Genomic DNA, 19,570 nt, shown 5'->3' with positions numbered 1-19,570 from the left:
GGCCGCCATGAGCCAGCAATGCAGTTGGCCGATTGTTTCGCGGCCCCTTGAGGGGCTTTGTCCGTATTATGCCCTTCTAGGGCTTCCTCAAGCCCCCGGCTTTGCCGGGGGTCATGACTGCCCGTTTTGAAACCGCCGGACTTGTCCCGTCGACTCTACCTCTTTGAACTGCACCGCCCGGGCAGAGGCATGGCCGTCCCTGCCTCGAAAAAAATTTTTTGCCCGAATCTCAAACAGGCCAAAAAGCAAAAGACCGGTTCCGCCCTGAATATACCATGGACGGGACCGGTTTCTCTGGATGTTCTGCACTGCACCGGGGCTCCCCGGCTGCGGATGTCTTATTCCGTGTGCGTGTTCTTCAGCAGGTAATCCTGGATTTTCTTCAGCTGGGTCTCTTTCAAAAGGTAGTCCACATAGAAGATCTTGGTCTTTTCGGGCAGGCGGACATTGTAGATCCGGGAGGGGGAAATCAGAATATCCACGGGCAGAGGGTCCCTGCGGTATTCGTTCAGGGAGCTGATTCCCAGGATGCGGATTCCCTCTCCGCAGTACTGGGTGATCTGACGGACCATATTGTCGGCGATCCCCTCCCCCAGATCGCAGAGAACCAGTGCGCTGAGTTTGCGGCTGGAGTAGGCCCGGAGGTAAATGGCCAGGTAGGAAATCTCATGGACATTGGCCGCCGCCCCGTACCGCTTTTCAAGGACGCCGTTGATCCTGCGGGCCATGTCCATCTCCCGGCCATATCGGTTGGACACGTCCTGCAGAATGGTGTTGGTCTCGAAATAGCCTCCCCGTATCCGCAGGATCATTTTCTGGATATGGACCGACAGCTTGCCGCAAAGCTCCTCGTTGCTGCGGTATTCGGTGCCGAATTCCTGGTCCACCGCCGCCAGAAACTCCCTGGTTACCTCTATATATTCCTCGGGAGCGGCATCGTCTTTGCCGAGGGTATACAAAATCCGTCTGGCCCGCAGGCATTCGGTCAGATAGGCTTTATCCCGGGCAGAGAGGGTGTAGCCGGCCTTTTCCACCCATTCGGCCAGCACATCAACGCAGGGGCAGGAATCGGGCGTTTCCTGCCCGTCCAGCACAAACCCCTTCTGGGACCGCATCAGGGTGACAAAGAGATCCAGCGCAAACCCTTCCACCGACTTGTCAATCAGCCGGCACCCCTGTGCCGCCAAAATATCGGGCAGGCCCCGGTAAAAGGCCATGTAATCCTCATAGGGACCGGCCCCAAAGAGAAACGTCATCAGCCGTTCCATCATAATGGAGCCAAAGGTGGAGTAATTGATGAACTGGGCCAGGGCGTGCCGCTTTTCCGCCTCGCTGCCGCTGATCCACATGCCGCGGGTTCCGGTTTCCAGCCGGAGGCCGGGATACCAGGTCAATGTATCCTGGATCTGCTTTTTGGTGTGGAGAACCGCTGTGTTGGAGGCACAGAGCTTCTCCGCCGCCCGCTGGATGGAAACCGGCTCCCGCCGGAAAAACAGCCAGGCAAACCCAAAGAGAAACCGCTCTCTGGACGTCTCGGGCAAAACCATCCGCTTGCTCTGGCGGATCATGCCGTCCAGATAGTTCTGGATGACGGCCTTATCGCTGCTTTTGACATAGTAGCCGCCCCCGCTGCCCGAGTGTATCGAGACCTTTTCTTTCCGCAGCATTTCATTGAGCTCGCTGATCTCGCTGCGCAGGGTCCGCTGACCGATGGAGAGTTTCTCCATCAGTTCCTGCGAAGAAAGAGTTTCGTTCTCGACGATTGCCCGGAGCAACCGGATTTTTCGGCTGTACATGTTCTCCCCCGTTTCCGCGGCAGCCCACGACCCCAGCCCCCGCGCAGCCCCTTGGTCTGGGGCCGGCGCAGGGGCCGGGGTCTTTTTCCGTTATGCGGCTGCGTCCTGATTCTTCATTCCAAAGATATATGTTAGCGCAAACGCCACGGCAAATGCAATACCATTGATCAAAATGTAGAGGGGCAGCTGTTTATTCAGGTAGAGCAGCATGCCGGGGATGCCGGTCACCGACATGCCGGTACCCTGCAGGCCAAACAGTGCCGAAAGCCAGCCGCCGACACCGCCGCCCACACAGCCCCAGACAAAGGGGCTGACCAGACGGAGGTTGACGCCAAAGATGGCGGGCTCGGTGATGCCCAGCAGGCCCGACACAGCGGACGGATAGGCCAGAGACTTCATCTTGACCGATTTGGTCTTGACCGCCACCGCCATGGCGGCGCCGGCCTGGGCCACGATGCCGCAGGAACCCACCGGGTTGACGGGGTTCCAGCCGGTCTTGGACAGCATCTCAATTTCCACCAGGTTGAGGGCATGATGGACGCCGGTGATGACAATCACCTGGCACAGGGCGCCCCAGATCAGGCCGCCCACCCCAAAGGGCAGCTGGAACAGGAAGGACACGACGTCCACCAGCGCCATCTCCACCGAGTGGAACACCGGACCCACTGCAAACAGTCCCAGGCACAGCGACAGCAGAACCGTCACAAAGGGGGTGACAATCAAGTCCAGCGCGTTGGGCACATGGTCATGCAGCCACTGCTCGATTTTGGACCCCAAAAAGCCCACAATGAACGCCGGCAGCACCGAGCTCTGGTACCCGTTCACCTTGATAAAGCCAAAGAACAGCAGCGGCTCGGCGTTGCCTTCTGCCACGTCCCAGGAGGTGGGCAGAATGTTGTGGACCAGCATCAGGCCCACCACAATGCCGATGACCGGAGAGCCGCCGAACTTTTTGAAGGCGGACCAGCAGACCAGAACCGGCAAGAAACTGAACGCCGTATCGGTCAGAATCTGGGTGAAGGAGAGGAAATTCTGGGGGATGGAATCGGTGGTGAGGCCCAGCATCGCTAGGAGATCCGGCTGGGTCAGGAAGCCCCGCAGGCCCATGAACAGGCCGGTGGCCACCATAACCGGGATGATGGGCACGAACACATCGGCAAACACCCGCACCAGGCGCTGGGCTGCGTTTCCGTTCTGTGCCGCAGCGGCGGCCTGTTCGTTTTTGGATGCGCCGGGAATGCCCAGCTTGATTACTTCATCATACACCTTGTTGACAATGCCGGTCCCCAGGATGATCTGGTACTGTCCTGCGGTGAAAAAGCATCCCTTGACCAGGGGCAGGCTCTCCACCTCGTTGTCGTCGATGATCTCGCGGTTTTTGACCATCAGGCGAAGTCTGGTCGCGCAGTGCGCCGCCGACAGGATGTTGTCCGCGCCGCCCACCACGTCGATGATCTGGCTTGCTACCGATTGATAATCCACTGTCTGTGCCATTTACGATACCTCCAATATCCAAGTTGACACCCTGATGTTTTCCTGCGAAACAATATGAATCCTTGTGTCTGCCCCGAAATACGCCTTGCAGGTGAAGGTCGTTTCACCGTGGTTGACAAAGAGCTCCGCGGTGGACTGATCCAGATAGATCCGAAGCGCATCCAGCCGGGCCAGACTCAGGTGTTTTTCATCGTATCCCTCCCCGTTCCATTTTTTTCGCATAACCTGCATCGTCCGGCTTTCCGGCCGATAGCAAAGTTTCAGCACCGAACCAAAATCAAAGGTGACGGCCTGACTGCCCAGGCCCTCGGCGGACAGCTCCAGACTGGCCGTTCCGCGGTCGATCACAGCGGCGCCGGCACATTCGGTCCGCTGTTCCTGCCGACGAAGCTGCTTCAATTCCTCTGCGGGCCGCTGGCAAAGCGCGCCGCCGCGGACAAACAGTTCCCGCGGGATGGTCAGGCTGTGGAGCCAGCCCTCCCGGACAGGTGGCTGGCTGAGCTGATAGTCTTTCTCCCCCGACCCGAGCCAGCCAAACAGCAGGCAGCGGCCGCTCTCATCCACAAAGGTCTGCGGGGCATAGAAATCCAGTCCCTCGTCCAGCAGGGCGGCGGGACCTTCTGTTTCAAACCGTCCCCGGGAATAGTCCATCCGCCCCGGCAGCACCAGCGGGACAGTTCCTCGTTCGGACTGTCTGCTGACCAGCAGAAACTCCTGTCCGTCCACCTCCACCAGATCCGGGCACTCGCACATGTAACCCATTTCCAGCCCGGGACCCAGCACACTGCCCATCCAGTCCCAGTGCAGCAAATCATCCGACCGGAAAAGCGCGGCGTTCCCCTTGAGCTCCCGGGTCTGAGCCCCTACCAGCATCCACCAGTGATCCCCTTTTCGCCATACTTTGGGGTCACGGAAATGCGGAGTGTAGGCCGCAGGCTTCAAAACCACCGGTCCCAGTTTTACAAACCGCCGGCCGTCTCGGGAGACGGCGGCACACTGATAGGACTCCCGGCCGCCCTCGGCATCCCGGACATTTCCGGTATAAAAGAGGTAGTACTGCCCGCCGACCGCAAGGCCGGAACCGGAATAGCAGCCATCCTTTTCATACCACTGGACCGGCTCCAGGGTGCTGCCCTGGTCGGTCCAGTGCAGCAGGTCTTTGGAAACGCAGTGCCGCCACTGCTTTTTGCCCTGCGGGGTCACCTCGGGCAGCCACTGATAAAACACGTGGAACTCGCCCCGGAACTGGGCCAGACCATTGGGATCGTTGAGAAATCCGTGGTCTGGCGAAATATGATACACCGGCTTCATGCACCTTCGCTCCTTTCTCTTCGGACGTCCCCATTTTACAACAAAACCCAACGAAACAAAATTCATTTTTTTGCCTTGCCCCTGTGCAGAAAGAGGGATGCTTTCTGCGGTCCAAAAGGTTGCCGAATGGCGCCGGACACCGTATACTCAAAGTACCCACTTACACAGGAAAGAAAGGACCCACCTTATGGAAAGACAGAGTATATCCAATCAATTCATTTATGGCGGAGACTACAACTCCGAGCAATGGCTGGACCGCCCGGATATTCTGGCCCGGGACCTGGAAATGATGCAGAAAGCCCGGATCAACACCGTCACGCTGGGGGTGTTCTCCTGGTCCACTCTGGAACCGGAGGAAGGGGTGTTCCGGCTGGAATGGCTGAAAGAGATGGTGGACAACCTCTACGCCCACGGCATCCGGGTGATTCTCGCCACGCCGTCTGGCGCACGTCCCCGCTGGCTGGCTGAAAAATACCCGGAGGTTCTCCGGGTCCGGGAGAACCGGGTCCGCAGCCTGTACGGAGAGCGGCACAACCACTGCTACACCTCCCCCGTCTACCGTCAGAAAGTACGGATCATCAACCAGAAACTGGCCCAGACCTTTAAGGATCATCCGGCGGTCATCCTCTGGCACATCTCCAATGAATACAGCGGCGAATGCCACTGCCCCCTCTGCCAGGCCGCCTTCCGCCGCTGGCTGAAACAGCGCTATCAGACCATCGACGCCTTGAATCACGCCTGGTGGACCACCTTCTGGAGCCATACCTATACCTCGTTTGATCAGGTGGAGAGTCCCTCCACTCTGGGCGACAGCGGACTGCATGGCCTGTCTCTGGACTGGATGCGGTTTGTAACCGCCCAGACCACCGATTTCATGTGTGAGGAGATTCGTGCTCTCCGCCAGGCGGGCGCCACCCAGCCGGTGACCACCAATTTTATGGAGGATTATATCGGGCTGAATTACTATGAACTGGCCCGGGAAATCGATGTCGTCTCCTGGGACAGCTACCCGCTCTGGCGCTATCAGTCGGACAGCCGGACCGCTTTGAACACCGGGATGCAGCATGACATGATGCGTACCATGAAGCACGCCCCCTTTCTTTTGATGGAATCCAGCCCCTCCAGCCTCAACTGGCAACCGGTCAGCAAGCTGAAAAAGCCGGGCCTTCTGCTGAATGCTTCGCTCCACGCCGTCGCCCACGGTGCGGACAGCGTCCAGTATTTCCAGATCCGGCAGGGCCGGGGCGGGTTTGAGAAATTCCACGGCGCAGTGATCGACCACTACGGCGGAGAGGACACCCGGGTTTTCCGGGAGGCCACCCAGACCGGGCAGGCCCTCCAGGCACTGGCCTGCGTCGCCGGCAGTCAGGTATCCGCCCAGGCGGCGGTGCTCTGGGACACCGAAAGCCGCTGGGCCATGGAGCGGGCCCGCGGCCCGCGGAACGAGGGTCTGTTCTACCACGAGGCGGTCTTTAAGTCCTATCAGGCCCTGCGGAAGTGCAGGCTGAATGTGGACCTGGTCCAGGTGGAACAGCCGCTGGACGGCTACCGTCTGGTGGTGGTCCCCATGCTCTATATGTTCCGGGCCGGGATTGAAGAGCGGCTGCGCCAGTTCGTCCAAAACGGCGGCACCCTTGTCATGACCTATTGGAGCGGCATTGTCAACGAAAGCGACCTGTGCCATCTGGGCGGGACGCCTCACGGCCTGACCGATCTGCTGGGCCTGCGCAGCGAGGAAATCGACGCCCTGTGCACCGGAGAGGTTCATCACTTTACGGCTGGCCCCGGCGCCCCTCTGTACACCTGCAGAAACCTGTGTGACCTGGTACGGCTTCAGGGCGCCCAGCCCCTCATGACCTATACCGACGACTTCTACAAGGGATATCCCGCCCTCACCGTCCACTCCTATGGCAAAGGCACGGCCTACTACCTCTGCACCGATGCCGAGGAGGCATTCTACAATGATTTCTACCGGGAAATGGTGTCCCGGACAGACCTCTCTCCCATCCTGCCTCATCTGCCCGAAGGGCTCGAAGTGTCCAGCCGGCAGGACCCGGAAAACGAGTACATTTTCGTTCAGAATTTCACTGACGAGGCCATTGCGCTGCCGGCCCCGGCAGACGCTGCGCTCCTTTTCGGCGACTTTTCCGAGGGTAAAGTGCAGGGCTGCTCCACGGTGGTGTTCCGGCAGAAACGGTCCTAACATTTCCCCCTGCAAAAACCGTTCCTTCATTTGGTCCGCGCTGTTTTTCCTATAAAGAGAAAACGGCGTGTGACGCCGCCCATCTTTCTTTTTGACTGCATCCCAGCCTGATAAAAAAGCCCTGCGGAATTGGAAAATTCCGCGGGGCTTTTGGTTTTCGAGCGATGCTGTTTTGAAGCCCGCCGGGCCCTTTGCCCCAATGGACAGAACGGATCGTTTTTCTCTCCCTTTTTCCCTGAATTTGTGCTATAATGACTGACAATACCATCTTTTTTCGCAGCCTTGCACAGGCTGTTCTGCTCCACCGTAGGGGAACTGTCAGGAACGTTCGTCCGGTCCTCTCAGGCGGCATGGGTTTTGCCGCCTGTTCCGATGGCGCCAGCCGGAGGTGCTCTCCCGCGCTGCGGACAGCGTTTTCGGCAAGCAATGCCTGCGGGCGCGGCAGAAACAGCAGCTTTAAGCTTCCCTGGATGCAGCAAAACCCGGGGTTATGGCGGAATCATGCGCCCGATCAAAGAGAAAGAAAGCAGGTGCCTGAAATGTACAAAATTGGACACATCGGCCGTTGGGAGACCCTGCCGGAAGCGGCTGTGGCCATTTATGACCGCGATCTTCCCAAACTGGAGGCCATGCTCCAGGGCGGACTGGACCTCAACGCCCCGATCCGGATCAGCGGGTACACCAAGCTCATGCCGCTGGAAATCGCCGTCTTTCGGAATGACCCTGCCATGATTCGTTATTTGCTGGAGCGGGGCGCCGACCCGGAAAAGGCGGAGGAAAAGCCTCTCCCCCTCGCTGTGGTCCGCTGCTGCGGCCCCGAAGTGGTGAAACTCTTTATCGAACAGGCCAAGCAGCTGGACGAAGCCCACAAGCGGCGGCTTTTCCAGGAAATCCGCTGGGGCAACCGTCCCGAGAACATTCCTGTCCTGGAAAAGGCCGGCATCACCGTGGCCCAATACGGCGGCGAGGCCCTCCGGGCTGCCGCGTCGGAGGGAGACTTCACCCTGGCTAAGCTGCTTCTGGAAAAAGGCGCAGACATCAACTACCATCTGCCGGACGTGGTCTATCCTTGTGCCTCCACGCCGGTTACCGAGGCGGCCCGCTCCAACAATCTCCCCATGGTGCGCTGGCTCTTTGAGCATGGGGCGGACATCACCCTCCCGGACAAATATGGAGACCGTCCCTACACGGTGGCGGTCCGCAACAAAAACCAGGAAATGGCCGACTATCTGAGAACCCTGGAGCCGGAAGATCTGTACAGCAAACAGGAAAAAGCCCGCCAGCTGGCTCCCTACAAGCTGCCCGTCAAACTGGTGAATTACCTGAAAACCAGTCCCCTGCGGCTGGAATTCCCGGAGCAGAAATGGGTGAAGTGGGTGGAGCTCTGCCCCTACATGGATCTGAAGGAAATGAAGTGGAAGCGGAGAAAGCTGCTCTCCCTCATGGCGCGGATGGATAACTATAGCGACTATCTGCTTTTGTGGAGCCCCAGAGACCGGAAACTCTGGTATCTGGACACCGAGCACGAGGAGTTTCATCCTCTGGCCAAGTGGGATGAGTTCATCGCAGACCCCGGCCGGTACCTCAATGGGATGATTGCGGGCGAGTTCGAGGAATCCGATGCCGGTTCCAAAGCCTGAACTTCTCAGAAGGCACCGCGCCCCTCTCGGCCAACACTTGCACCGGCCTGTCCCCAGGCGCCCAATATCCCTAACGATCTCCAAAGCGGAAATTTTATTCCGTTTCCTTTTGCAGGAATCCAAGCCCGGCAAGCTTTTCCATGGTACGACCTGTACAAAACTTTGGTTTCTCATCTAACAAACGCGCAAAACGCCCGGCAGAATGTCGCAAGACAGACCGCCGGGCGTTCTCTCTATCTATTTCATGAGCCGCCGCATCCTTGTGCAGGTCTGCGGGGCCATCTTTAACGCGCCATCTGGAACAAATTCAGGCAATCCCCAGTATCCGGCAGACTCTGCGGCGGGTAAAGCGGTAAACGCCATAGAGCACCGCCGACAAAACAAGAATCACCGCAGCACAGGTGCCCATCCCTGCAAATTCGCCGGGCGTGAAACGGTTGTCGTTGAAGTAGAGAATCATGCCATAAAAGGCACTGATGACGGCTGTTCCCACAACGGCGGGAACCAGAAACACCCTGGAAACCTGCCCCCGGACTGTCTGGAACAGATAGGCGTTGGACGCTCCCAGATGCCGCAGGTCCTCGTACACGCGGGCATTGGTGAGGGCCAGGGTCATACAGCGGGTGAACGCGATGACCACCACCGCCGCAAAGCAGATCAGCGCAATGAAGATAAACAGCATCAGAAAAACCGCCATGGTGGTCACAAAATCGTTTTGATCCAGGACGCGGAACTGGGGCATATAAAGCCAATAGTTCCGGAAATCCGAGGTGTCGCACTGGTTATAATCGATGACGGTCAGGCCGTTGGCTTTCAGGTATTCCGGGTCGTCGTAGTTATAGCTTCCCTTTTCGGCTATTTGCAGCTGCCGGCTCACCGGGTCCCAGGCGTCGAACACCTCTGCCTCCGGGCCGGAGCGATTGACGATCTCATGAAACAGGGCATCTGCAAAGGGATAGCTGGCCTGCACGTCCGCCACATTGAAGCAGACATAGGTCTGTTTCCAGTCATCCGTAAGGCCCCGGGTGATGGCGGCGTAATCGCCATCATCCAGCACATAGCACCCCAGCAGCATGGTGAACCGCAGCGGCTGGGCCGGGACGACGTTCAGGCTTTCCCCGGTAACCATGTTGGTGACGATGGTCACATCGCCGCCCGACAGATAGTCCCCGCCGCCCTCGTCATCCAGCACATTGGCACAGGTGCCGGGCGCCAGGTCAACCCTTTGGCCGGTGAGGGCATTCCAGGCCGACTCGGAGAAGAAGGTTCCGCCGGATGCAATTTCCCGGTATTCGGTGGTATAGGTAACCCCCAAGACGCCGTTGTTCCTCTCGATGGACACCGTGCCGTCACCGCCCAAAGACGCCGCCTCCACCTGCGCCCAGGAAGTGATCTCGACGCTGTATTCCTGCGCCAGAGTTTCCACCTCCTGCCGCCCGATCTGTTCCTGATCGCTGCGCATGTGGTATTCAAAGTCCACCGGCCGGCTGGAAAAGCTGTAGGCTGAGCTGCTGCTCAGCATGGGGGAATAAAAGGCGGCAAAATAGGCTCCGGCAATCAGCAGCGTCATCACCAGCATATTCCGCACCGTCTGCCGGCCCTGGAATTTCATCATGGATGTGGTGATGATGTTTTGGTATCTCTTTCCCCTTCGCCAGCCGTTCACCACCGTGTGAAGGAGAATCATGTAGATGCCCACAAGGGCAGGCAGATAAAAAACCGCGCTCACCGCAGAAGGCGGATACCAGCAAAGGACATTCACAAAGAAGCCCGGCATCAGGTAGCCGGCCAGCGCGCCTGTCACCACCAAAAGAATCCCCACCCGGCCATACCAGGGTTTGACCTCCCGGATGGGTTCCGAGCGGTGGGACTCCTGAACCACGTCCATGATGTTGGTGCGCCTGACGGCACGGTTCCCCATCCAAAACAGGACCGCCACCACATACCCGGCAAAGAGCAGGGCCAGCAGATAGGCCTTCGGGTCAAAAGTCAGGGCCATTTCCTTGGAATCCACCAGAAACAGCCGGAATATCTGCCACACGCCCCAGGCCAGCGGACCGCCCAGAAGGGCCCCTGCCGCACAGGAGAGCAGAGAGAGCACTGCCAGCTCCTTTCCCATTTCGGCCTGGAGCTGGCGCCGGGCGGCGCCCAGCGCCAGGAACACGCCTGTCTCCCGGGATTTCTGCCGGAAGAACAGCCCGGCGGCATAGGCCGTAAAGACGGCGCATCCCACCACCGCCAGAACAAACACCATCATCACCTGTTTGCGGGAGTCGCCGCCCTCCGGCAGCACCGACAGGATGGTGGGCGAACGCATCATACAGCTGTAGGCCGTAATCAGCAGGACCGAAAAGAAGCTGCACCCGGCCAAAAGAGCATACCGGCTCTTGTTTTTGCGCCGCAGCACACCGTAAACTTCAGAAAAATGCCGCATCGTATCACTCCTTGTCCATTTCCCGGATGGTGTCCAGCAGTTTGTCCTGAAACGCGGCCCGGTCGTCCGGCCCTTTGGCCAGCGTCTTCCAGACCACCCCGTCCCTGAGGATCACCACCCTGTCGCAAAAAGACGCCGCAAACGAATCGTGCGTCACCATGAAAATGGTGGCCTCCAGCACATCCCGCGCCTGTTCAAAGGAGCGGATCACCGCCCGGCTGGACTTGGAATCCAGGTTTCCGGTGGGTTCATCCGCCAGAATCAGCAGCGGATGATTGATCAGGGCCCGGGCCACGGCGGTGCGCTGCTTTTCGCCGCCGGAAATTTCCGCCGGGTATTTGTCCCGGATGGCACCGATCCCGAACACCGTACACAGCTGGTTGGCCCGCTCCTCGGTCCGGGCCGTGACAGCGCCGCCGATGATGGCCGGCAGCAAAATATTTTCCCGGACGGTCAAGCCGTCCAGCAGCAGAAAATCCTGAAACACAAACCCCAGCTGCTGGTTGCGGACCTGGGCCAGTTCCTCCTCCCCCAGCCGGGCCAGCTCGGCACCGTCCAGGGTGATGCTGCCTTGATCGATGGGTATATAGCAGGAGATGCAGTTCAGCAGGGTGGTCTTGCCCGAACCGGACGGCCCCATCACCGCCACAAACTCCCCTTTTTTCACTTCCAGGGACACGCCCTTGAGAACTTCGTAGGAGGTTTTTCCCACCTGATAGGATTTGTGCAGATCTTGTACCTTCAGCATGATATCGCCCGTCCTTTCCCGGCTGCATGGTTTCTTTTGACAAGTCCATGATACCGGCGGCAGCGGCCTGCTGCAAACGGGGCTGTCACATTTGGCACCGGGACGGTCAAGTTTTGCTCGCAAGCCGCGGAGGACGTCATTTTTGGCGGGTTTTATGTCAAGTTTGATTTTGAGGAATCTCTCCCCTGTGGTACAATAAAGCCATCATTTCTTTCACCAACAGGGGGAATCGCTGTGCTGCGAATTGGGATCTGCGACGATCTGGCGGATGCGCGTCTGGTTCTTCGCTCGACGCTGGAACGCATCCTGGACACCAGAAATGTGCCGGCGCAATATTTCGAGTTTTCTTCGGGCGAAACACTGCTGCAGTGGTACGGCCGCCATGCCGGGGAGCTGGACCTGCTCTTTCTGGACATGGAACTGCGGGAAATGGACGGCATGGAGACCGCCCGCCGCCTTCGGGCGGCAGACGAGGGGCTGCAGCTGGTGTTTGTCACCGGCTATGCGGACCATGTATTCGACGGGTATTCGGTGGGCGCTCTGGGTTATCTGATGAAGCCGCCCCGGAACGAACAGCTGGAATCGGTTCTGGACCGCGCCCAGGCCGCCCTGGTGCGGCAGCTGGACCAGGCTTATATCTGCCGCAGCGGAGAGACCTACTACCGCATTCCGATGGGGAAAATTTTGTACTTTGCCTCCGACCGGCGGCAGGTGGAATGCGTCACCCCAGACCGGACTTATACCTTTTACGGAAAACTGGACGCCGTAGCCGCCGACGTGGGGAGCCGTTTTGTCCGGATTCACCAGCGCTATCTGGTCCGGGCCGGGGCGGTCGCCCGGCTGGAAAGCGGCGAAGTCACATTGCAGGACGGAACCCGTCTGCCGGTCAGCCGCTCCTGCCAGCAGTCCGCCCTGCTGGCTCTCACCCGGGCGGAACTGGAGGGATAATGCCATGCTGATGATTCACCAACTGTGGCAGAGCGGCCTCTGGATTCTGTCGGCGGCCCTGAACGGTTTTGTGCTCTTTTCCGCCTGGGTGGGTTTTGCACAGGTCCGCCGGGGCTGGTTCTGGAAGGCAGCCCTGTTTTTGAACTTGGCCATCACCAGCGTGGCCGTCATCTGGATCGGGGACCCCAACCTCCTCTATGCCCTGCCGGTATTTCTGCTGCCGGGCCTGCTGTCCACCCAGGGGCCGCGGCCGGGACGGCTGGCGGTCTCCATCATCTTTTTCACCCTCATCATGTCCGTCAGCGCCATCCTGGACACCTATCTGGAATGGATGTCCTACATCGGCTTAAACCAATTTCTCCGCTCGCTGATGTATGGCGGATTGTATCTTTTGTTCCGCCGCCGGCTGCCCAGACAGCCTCCCAACCTGTCGGGGCGGCTGTGGAATCTGGTGCTGGGGCTGGCTGCCATGCCCCTGTGCGCTCTGATTGCGGTTGTCCTGCTGACCTCCCGCAAATACCAATCCCCGGAGGTCAACGCCGTGGCACTGAATCAGGGACTGGTGGTGCTGCCTTTGGCCCTGTTCACCGCCCTGATGCTTCTGCTGGCCATCTCGGTATTGGCCGACCACGAGCGCCTGGAGCGCAGCAGCCAGCTGGCCAGCCTGCGGGAAACTTACTATCAGGGGTTGCAGCAGCAGGAAACCCAGGTGCGCCGCCTGCGCCACGATCTGCGGAACCACCTCACCGTCCTGCAGGGTCTGCTGGAGGCTGGAGAATCCGCGCAGGCACTGGACTACCTGCACCAGATGTCCGACTCCCCCGCTTTCCAACCTAAAGGCCGCATCTGCGAGAACGAGACGGCCCAGGTGGTTCTGTCCTCCAAGCTGGAGGAACTGGACCGGCGGGGCATCCCCGCCGATCTCGCGGTTTCTCTGCCCGCAAAGCTGCCCATGGCAGACACCGACCTCTGCGCCCTTCTGGGCAACGCGCTGGACAACGCCATCGAAGGGACCAGCGGTGCGGCGGAGCCCCGGGTCACCGTCCGCTGCAAAGCGGACAAGGGGTTGTTTATGCTGCAGGTTCTGAACCCGGTGGGCCGACCTGTTCCGGCGGATCTTTCCACCACCAAACCAGACAAAACCGCCCACGGTTTTGGCCTGCCCGGGATGCGGGAGATCGCAGAGCGATACCACGGCACTCTGGAGGCCGGCGTCCGGGACGGCCGGTTTGAACTGGTGATTTGCTTTCCGCTCCTGCCGCCGGAGAACCCGTAATCACGCGCCGGTCCCGCCCGGGGCCATCGTCCTGATATGACCGGATTTTTGTCGAGCAAAATCTGTTTGGCGGCCATTTCGATGGCCGTCTTTCTTTGGGTCTGCCCCTTGACGTTTGGGAGCTTCCATGCTATTTTCATACTAACAATCGTCAAAAAACGGGGAACAGATGCGCAGAATTTGAGGCTTTGTGCGCAAAATTTGCACTCCGTTGCGGAAGGGAGAATGGCAATGCTGCGGATCGCCATATGCGACGACGAAGAAAAGCAGATCCATCAGACAGAGGCGTTATTGGATGACTATTTTCAGTCCCGGCCCGGGCTGAAAGGGCAAGTGGAAGCATTCCAGAGCGGCGGGGCGCTGCTGGCAAGGGCGGAGAATGCGGGAGGCTTTGACCTCTATCTCTTGGACATCCTGATGCCCAAGCCCAGCGGGATCGACACCGGCCGGCTTCTGCGGGCTCTGGGCGAGGGCGGCGAAATCATTTATCTCACCCACTCCAACGATTTTGCCGCCGACAGCTACGACGTCCAGGCCTTCTTTTATCTGCTCAAGCCCGTCGAAAAAGCCAAACTCTTTCAGGTGCTGGACGGGGCAGTGGAAAAGCTGAACCGGCGGCGGAGCAGCGCCATTATGGTCAGCACACCGAACGGGCCACGGCGGATTCTGCTGGAACAGATTCGGTATGTGGAGCGGGTGGGGCGCTGCATGCGCTACTACTGCACCACCGGCGTGGTGGATTCCCAGAGCATCCGGGTTTCCTTCCGCGAGGCGGCTTCTCCCCTGCTGGCTGACCGGCGCTTTTACCTGTGCGGAGCCAGCTTTGTGCTGAACTTCCAGCATGTGACCGGCGTAAGCGGCCAAATCGCCCTGCTGGACAACGGCCAGACGGTGGCGCTGCCCCGGACCTCGGCCGTGGATTTCAAAAAAGCCTGGGGCGGCTACTGGCTGGAGGATCGAAACGCATGGTAGAGCTGTTTATTATGGAGTATTTGACGGTTCTATATATGATGATGGCGTTTCTGTTCATGGACAGCCGATATTCCCGGCGGCGGACCATTTTCATTGTTTCCTGCGTCACCCTCCTGCTGATGGCGGCGGTGGCCGTCCTGTACCGGTCGGTGGATCTGGACACCGCCTTTTGGACTTATGCAATGACCATACACATCCCGCTGATCCTGCTCTTTTTCTCGCTCAGCCGGTTCCGGGGATGGCGGCTTATCTTTCAGCAGCTCTCGGTCGTTCTGTTCTGTACGCTGATCCACCACGGAGCAGCGTTGTTCTACTACCTGTCCGGCAGCCGTTTCTGGGTGATGGTGCTGTCCTACGCCGTCCTCAGCGCAGGGGTCATCTGGTTTCTGATCCGCTTCCTGCGCCCTCTGTTTTTTCAGATCCTGCTGCAGCTGCACCGGGGCTGGTGGCTGATTTGCCTGGTCATGGCAACCTACTACATCATCGCCGTCTACCTGGTCCCCGGATATGCCGGCTTTGATCCAGGCGGCACCTTCCTCAAACCTGCGATCGGACTGCTGATGCTGGAGGTTTATTCCATCCTGATGTTTTACTTTACCAGCATCCGAAAAGAGTCGGAGGCCCGCCACGACGCGCAGCTCTCCGCTTTGCAGCTGTCCGCCCTGCAAAGCCGAAGAGAAGCTGTGAAGGCGGCGGAAGACGCCATCCGCACCGAGCGCCACGACCTGCGCCACCGGCTTCAGACGGTGGCCGAGCTGGTGTCCCGGGGCGACACCGATGCGGCGCTGGATTTTCTGGACGCCGCCCAGCGGCGGCTGGACGAGCAGAAGGCCATCCGCTGGTGCCGGCCGCCGGTCCTGGACGCAGTCTTTTCCTCCTACTTCGGCCAGGCCCAGAACCAGGGTATTTCGGTGGAGGCGAAAATCGCCCTGCCCGACGTCCTCCCTGTGGACGAGGGCGAGCTGGCCATCGTTCTGGCCAACGCTCTCGAAAACGCCATCCATGCCAATCTGGCGCTGCCTCAGGAACAGCGCTGCATCCGATGCAAGATGGTGGCCAATCCCGGCGTCATGCTGGAAATTGCCAATCCGTGCGCCAGGGATGTTGTCTTTGACATCGACGGCCTGCCGACAGCCCGGCAGGAAGGCCACGGACTGGGGGTGCAGTCCATCTCCGCCTTCTGCCGCAAAAATGGCGCTGTCTGCCAGTTCGATCAGACCGGCGGATGGTTCCGGATGCAGATGGTATTGTAATCCTCCCACAAGAAACGGGCCAGGCAGCCTCTAGGGCTTGCCTGGCCTGTTTTGTCTCGCTTTCCATCGGCTGAGGAAATGTTGGGATGCTGATTTTGGTCAATCCGGATTCTGTTCCCCGAGGTTCTGGATTTCCCGGTCAAGGATGGCTTTCAGGGCTCCAATGTGGAAGCCGTCAATGGTGCGGTGGTTCACTTCGACCGACAAATGAACCCACAGCCGCCCGTTTTCCTGGTAATATTTTCCCCAGGCCAGCCGGGGCACAGTATCATCCTTATCAAAATTGTGTTCGTTGGTCAGAGCTGTAAAGTCAAACCAGGGCGTACACGAAAAATAGATCAGACTGTCGGTTTCTTCGCCGGAACGGATAAAACAGGTCTGCTGTTCGCTCTGCTCCTGGGCGTTGCGGCAGAAGGACTCCCACTCCGGTTCCCACGGAAGGGTCACAATTTTGAAAACCTCCGAACCTTTGGGCATATAGGTGAAGCTGGGGTTTGCCTGGTCCAGCACCACCAGTTCGTCCCCGCGGATGCGGATACAGAACTCCGGGACGGAATTCAGAGCCTTGGTACACACCCAGACCATCAGCATATAAAAAGACACGCCCCGGGCTTTTGAAAGGCGCTTGATCTCGGTCACGTCCACTGGAATGGTGACCGAGTAAAAGGGATAGTCCATCTTCGAAAACATCTCATAAATTTCTCTGCGGGCCCATTTGGCCTGGTCCAGTCGTTCCATATGGCTGCCTCCCTGTTTTGGTGGGTTATTGATCCTATTGTACTATGGTCCGCCGCGTTTGGGAATAGAAATCCCTCCGATTTTGCTATCGGAAGACCGCTGTCCCCTGTTTTGGAAGTGTCAGGGCCCATCTGCGGGAAACAGTTCGGCTGTTCATCCCGGACAGGGCACCGCCCGAACCGCGGAAGCAACCGGATGCACACCCTCACACGTTTTCACAAAAGTGCATGCCGGTCATCTCTGTGAAGCGAAATTTCTGCTCGTGATCGTCCATATCGAATCACATTTCATTGTGTGATCTGCTCACCTTGACAAGTTGGACTCTTTCTGTTATCCTATAGCCACAGGTTAGATATATCTAACCAAGTAAATTTTCACATCGAAAGGAGCATCCTTATGAAGAAAGAACTTGCAACCGCTCTCAACACCTATCTCGCCAACATGGGCGTCATGTATATCAAGCTGCACAACCTCCACTGGAACGTGGTGGGCTCGGATTTCAAGCAGGTCCACGAGTATCTGGAAACGCTTTACGACGCGATGGCCGGTGTGCTGGACGAAGTGGCCGAGCTGCTGAAAATGCAGGGCGAACAGCCGCTGGCTTCTCTCAAGGATTACCTGGCAGCAGCTTCCATTCAGGAACTGCCCTCTGCCGAGCTGCGCTCCCGTGAGGTACTCCGCATCGTTCATGCTGACCTGACCCTCCTTCGGGATCAGGCACAGCAGATCCGGGCAGACGCGGCCGCCGATGACGTCTACGCCGTGGTCTCCATGATGGAGGACCATCTGGCCCAGTACAACAAGACTCTGTGGTTCGTTGAGGCCATGCAGAAATAAATTACTCCCTCTGCGGGGACGGTGGCTGCCGTCCCCGCTTTTTTGTGCGGACATCATAACAGAACCTTTTTCTGTTTTGGAGAAAGTCTCCTGTTTCCGAGCATTTTTATGTATGGAACGCTTGACCGGGCCAAAACTTTTTCTTCTTGTCTCCGCGCATTTCTTTCAAAACAGATCCGGATTGTGCGGTTTCTCTCCCTTTTTCTGGGAATTTATGTTATAATGCTTTGTAATATATCGGTTCTGCTTTTGACAGCGTTTGGCCGTCTCCCCACTGCAGCCAATGCGGTTTGCGATGGATCAAGGCTCGTGATGAACCTCGGTCTTTTTCAAGGCCGTTCGGGTCTGTTCTGGGGATGCAGTGGGGTTTTGCACTTGCATGCTCTGTGCTCTGGACAACTGGCCAGAGCGTTTTTGTTGGGGCCATCAAGCGGGCACTTCACCCGGATTTCACCCGAGACCGCGCAGACCTGACCGACATACGCCGAAAAGCAGACCACCCCAAAACGCTAGAATCTCATCCCCTGCCGCGGGCGCAGCAAGCGGGATCGTTCGCTGGATGAAACTTCACGCTGGAGGCACGCACCATGAAACTACTCAAACAAGCCGTTAAACTGATTTTACCCACTCTGGGCGCATTTCTTCTGCTGGGGGCTTACAGCGGCACCAACAGCCTCTCCTCCGCCCTCTATCAAGAGGGGCTTTCCACCGTATCGGTGATGGAAGAGATGGCGGAAAACGAGGACTGGGTCACCCTCTTTTCCAGCAATCAGAATCTGACCTCCATCCTCTCTGCCGTGGGTGACGGCGACTACTCCCGCCCCAAAGCCGTCTATCAGATTCGGCTGTCCGACGAGACGGTATCCCATCTCACCCGGAACGCAGATTTAGAGGCTTTTTCGGACACCCTGCAGGCATATCTCCGGGCCACCGTCCAGAGCTCCATTGCGGCCCAGATCAACGCCAAGGGCGGCGCTGACGCCCTGGCCGCCGCCAGCGCCTGCACCGCTTCCCGCATCTTTTTCTGTGACGACCTGCACGAAAATCTCCTCTATCTCTACACCTACGAAAACGCAGCGCCGGCCATGATTTCCTTCCTGGTGGGCGAGGACGGAGCGGTGTCCGCCACGGGCTTGTTTATCCTGTACGATGGCTTCCCTACCGGCTCGGCGGCAGAAATTCAGCAGTTTCTGTCCAGTCTGAATGTAGAAGTGACAGAGGTCTCTGTCCCTGCATAAATCAGCCCAAGCATAACCTTTCCGCGCTCCATACAGAAGCCTCAAGCGCTTCTCGCTCTTCGGCCGAGGCCGGAGGCGGCTTTCAAATCCGTTAAATAACGCAATCAAAGCCGTCGGCCTGCGAGATCAGACCGGCGGCTTTTTCTATCATGGTACCCTTTGCATCAAAAACCGCCGCCGAGCTGCTGAAGTGACCCCAAAAAGTTAGACAATATTTGAAAGCAAAAATTGTTTAAGCAGCCGAAAGGGCTTGTTGTCTGTGAATAGCAGGCGGCAAGCCCTTTAGTTTTGTCTTAATTCTGCGGTTGTTGTAATACTCAAGATAATTCACAAGTTCCTGCTTGAAGTGTTCCATAGACTCAAATTCTTGCAGATAAAGCAGTTCACTCTTGAGTAAGCCGAAGAAGTTTTCTGCCACCGCATTGTCCAGACAGTTCCCTTTGCGGCTCATACTCTGCCGAACACCTTTCACACGCAGCATACGTTGGTACTGCTTGTGCTGGTATTGCCAGCCTTGGTCAGAGTGGAGAACCAGTCCGGTTGCATCCGGTATGGTTTCAAAAGCTTTGGTGAGCATAGTTGTTACCATGCTTAAAACCGGTCGGTCAGAGATAGCATAGCTCACCAAATACCCATTGTGCAGATCCAGGATTGGAGAAAGATAGAGTTTCTGACCAAACAA

The 19,570-nt window shown here is 58.2% G+C and carries 15 protein-coding genes; 8 read left to right on the top strand and 7 right to left on the bottom strand.

Features of this window, described 5'->3' with window-relative positions; genetic code table 11:
• Positions 1 to 338 precede the first annotated feature (338 nt).
• The 3 genes from B5G28_RS11935 to B5G28_RS11925 form a co-directional block, all read right to left on the bottom strand.
• Positions 339 to 1,796 (bottom strand): PRD domain-containing protein, encoded by a 1,458-nt coding sequence (locus B5G28_RS11935; RefSeq protein ID WP_087249111.1) that lies wholly within the window; start codon positions 1,794 to 1,796, stop codon positions 339 to 341.
• A 90-nt stretch (positions 1,797 to 1,886) separates the two neighbouring features.
• Positions 1,887 to 3,278 (bottom strand): sucrose-specific PTS transporter subunit IIBC, encoded by a 1,392-nt coding sequence (locus B5G28_RS11930; protein ID WP_204228857.1) that lies wholly within the window; start codon positions 3,276 to 3,278, stop codon positions 1,887 to 1,889.
• 12 nt (positions 3,279 to 3,290) lie between these two features.
• Complete coding sequence (locus B5G28_RS11925) at positions 3,291 to 4,601, bottom strand: glycoside hydrolase family 32 protein (RefSeq protein WP_087249107.1); 1,311 nt, start codon at positions 4,599 to 4,601, stop codon at positions 3,291 to 3,293.
• 187 nt (positions 4,602 to 4,788) lie between these two features.
• On the opposite strand from B5G28_RS11925, the gene B5G28_RS11920 reads away from it, so the two are divergent.
• Together B5G28_RS11920 and B5G28_RS11915 are read left to right on the top strand one after the other, a co-directional pair.
• Positions 4,789 to 6,804, top strand: coding sequence for a beta-galactosidase (locus tag B5G28_RS11920; RefSeq protein ID WP_087249105.1), 2,016 nt, complete (start codon positions 4,789 to 4,791; stop codon positions 6,802 to 6,804).
• A 539-nt stretch (positions 6,805 to 7,343) separates the two neighbouring features.
• Positions 7,344 to 8,444, top strand: coding sequence for an ankyrin repeat domain-containing protein (locus B5G28_RS11915; protein ID WP_087249103.1), 1,101 nt, complete (start codon positions 7,344 to 7,346; stop codon positions 8,442 to 8,444).
• A 307-nt stretch (positions 8,445 to 8,751) separates the two neighbouring features.
• Here B5G28_RS11915 and B5G28_RS11910 read toward each other — a convergent pair whose 3' ends face one another.
• Positions 8,752 to 10,878 carry an FtsX-like permease family protein gene (locus tag B5G28_RS11910; protein WP_087249101.1) on the bottom strand — a complete coding sequence of 709 codons (2,127 nt, stop codon included), beginning with the start codon at positions 10,876 to 10,878 and terminating at the stop codon, positions 8,752 to 8,754.
• A 4-nt stretch (positions 10,879 to 10,882) separates the two neighbouring features.
• The gene (locus tag B5G28_RS11905) at positions 10,883 to 11,626 is read right to left on the bottom strand and encodes an ABC transporter ATP-binding protein (RefSeq protein WP_087249099.1); all 744 of its coding nucleotides are present in this window, start codon (positions 11,624 to 11,626) and stop codon (positions 10,883 to 10,885) included.
• A 234-nt stretch (positions 11,627 to 11,860) separates the two neighbouring features.
• Here B5G28_RS11905 and B5G28_RS11900 point away from each other — a divergent pair, with 234 nt between their 5' ends.
• The 4 genes from B5G28_RS11900 to B5G28_RS11885 all read left to right on the top strand — a co-directional run bounded on the left by B5G28_RS11900 (position 11,861) and on the right by B5G28_RS11885 (position 16,075).
• Entirely contained in the window at positions 11,861 to 12,574 is a 714-nt protein-coding gene (locus tag B5G28_RS11900; protein ID WP_087249097.1) for a LytTR family DNA-binding domain-containing protein, read from the top strand.
• A 4-nt stretch (positions 12,575 to 12,578) separates the two neighbouring features.
• On the top strand, positions 12,579 to 13,850 hold the full coding sequence (locus B5G28_RS11895) for a GHKL domain-containing protein (protein ID WP_087249095.1): 1,272 nt from the start codon (positions 12,579 to 12,581) through the stop codon (positions 13,848 to 13,850).
• A 225-nt stretch (positions 13,851 to 14,075) separates the two neighbouring features.
• Entirely contained in the window at positions 14,076 to 14,822 is a 747-nt protein-coding gene (locus B5G28_RS11890) for a LytTR family DNA-binding domain-containing protein (protein ID WP_158098272.1), read from the top strand.
• Positions 14,816 to 16,075, top strand: coding sequence for a GHKL domain-containing protein (locus tag B5G28_RS11885; RefSeq protein ID WP_087249091.1), 1,260 nt, complete (start codon positions 14,816 to 14,818; stop codon positions 16,073 to 16,075). The genes B5G28_RS11890 and B5G28_RS11885 overlap by 7 nt, the downstream gene beginning before the upstream one ends.
• A 99-nt stretch (positions 16,076 to 16,174) precedes the next feature.
• On the opposite strand, the gene B5G28_RS11880 is transcribed toward B5G28_RS11885, so the two are convergent.
• Positions 16,175 to 16,813, bottom strand: coding sequence for a CatA-like O-acetyltransferase (locus B5G28_RS11880; protein ID WP_087249089.1), 639 nt, complete (start codon positions 16,811 to 16,813; stop codon positions 16,175 to 16,177).
• Between the two features lie 396 nt (positions 16,814 to 17,209).
• Between B5G28_RS11880 and B5G28_RS11875 the strand changes: the two genes are divergently transcribed.
• The gene (locus tag B5G28_RS11875) at positions 17,210 to 17,650 is read left to right on the top strand and encodes a DNA starvation/stationary phase protection protein (RefSeq protein WP_087249087.1); all 441 of its coding nucleotides are present in this window, start codon (positions 17,210 to 17,212) and stop codon (positions 17,648 to 17,650) included.
• A gap of 587 nt (positions 17,651 to 18,237) precedes the next feature.
• Positions 18,238 to 18,888, top strand: coding sequence for a hypothetical protein (locus tag B5G28_RS11870; protein ID WP_087249085.1), 651 nt, complete (start codon positions 18,238 to 18,240; stop codon positions 18,886 to 18,888).
• Positions 18,889 to 19,120: 232 nt separating this feature from the next.
• Here B5G28_RS11870 and B5G28_RS11865 read toward each other — a convergent pair.
• Positions 19,121 to 19,570, bottom strand: a 450-nt coding sequence (locus tag B5G28_RS11865) for an IS3 family transposase (RefSeq protein ID WP_158099627.1), incomplete at its 5' end; no start/stop codon positions are given.

The sequence above is a fragment of the Faecalibacterium sp. An77 genome, assembly GCF_002161315.1.
Lineage (GTDB): Bacteria > Bacillota > Clostridia > Oscillospirales > Ruminococcaceae > Faecalibacterium.
This window is presented reverse-complemented; position numbering and strand designations above follow the sequence as displayed.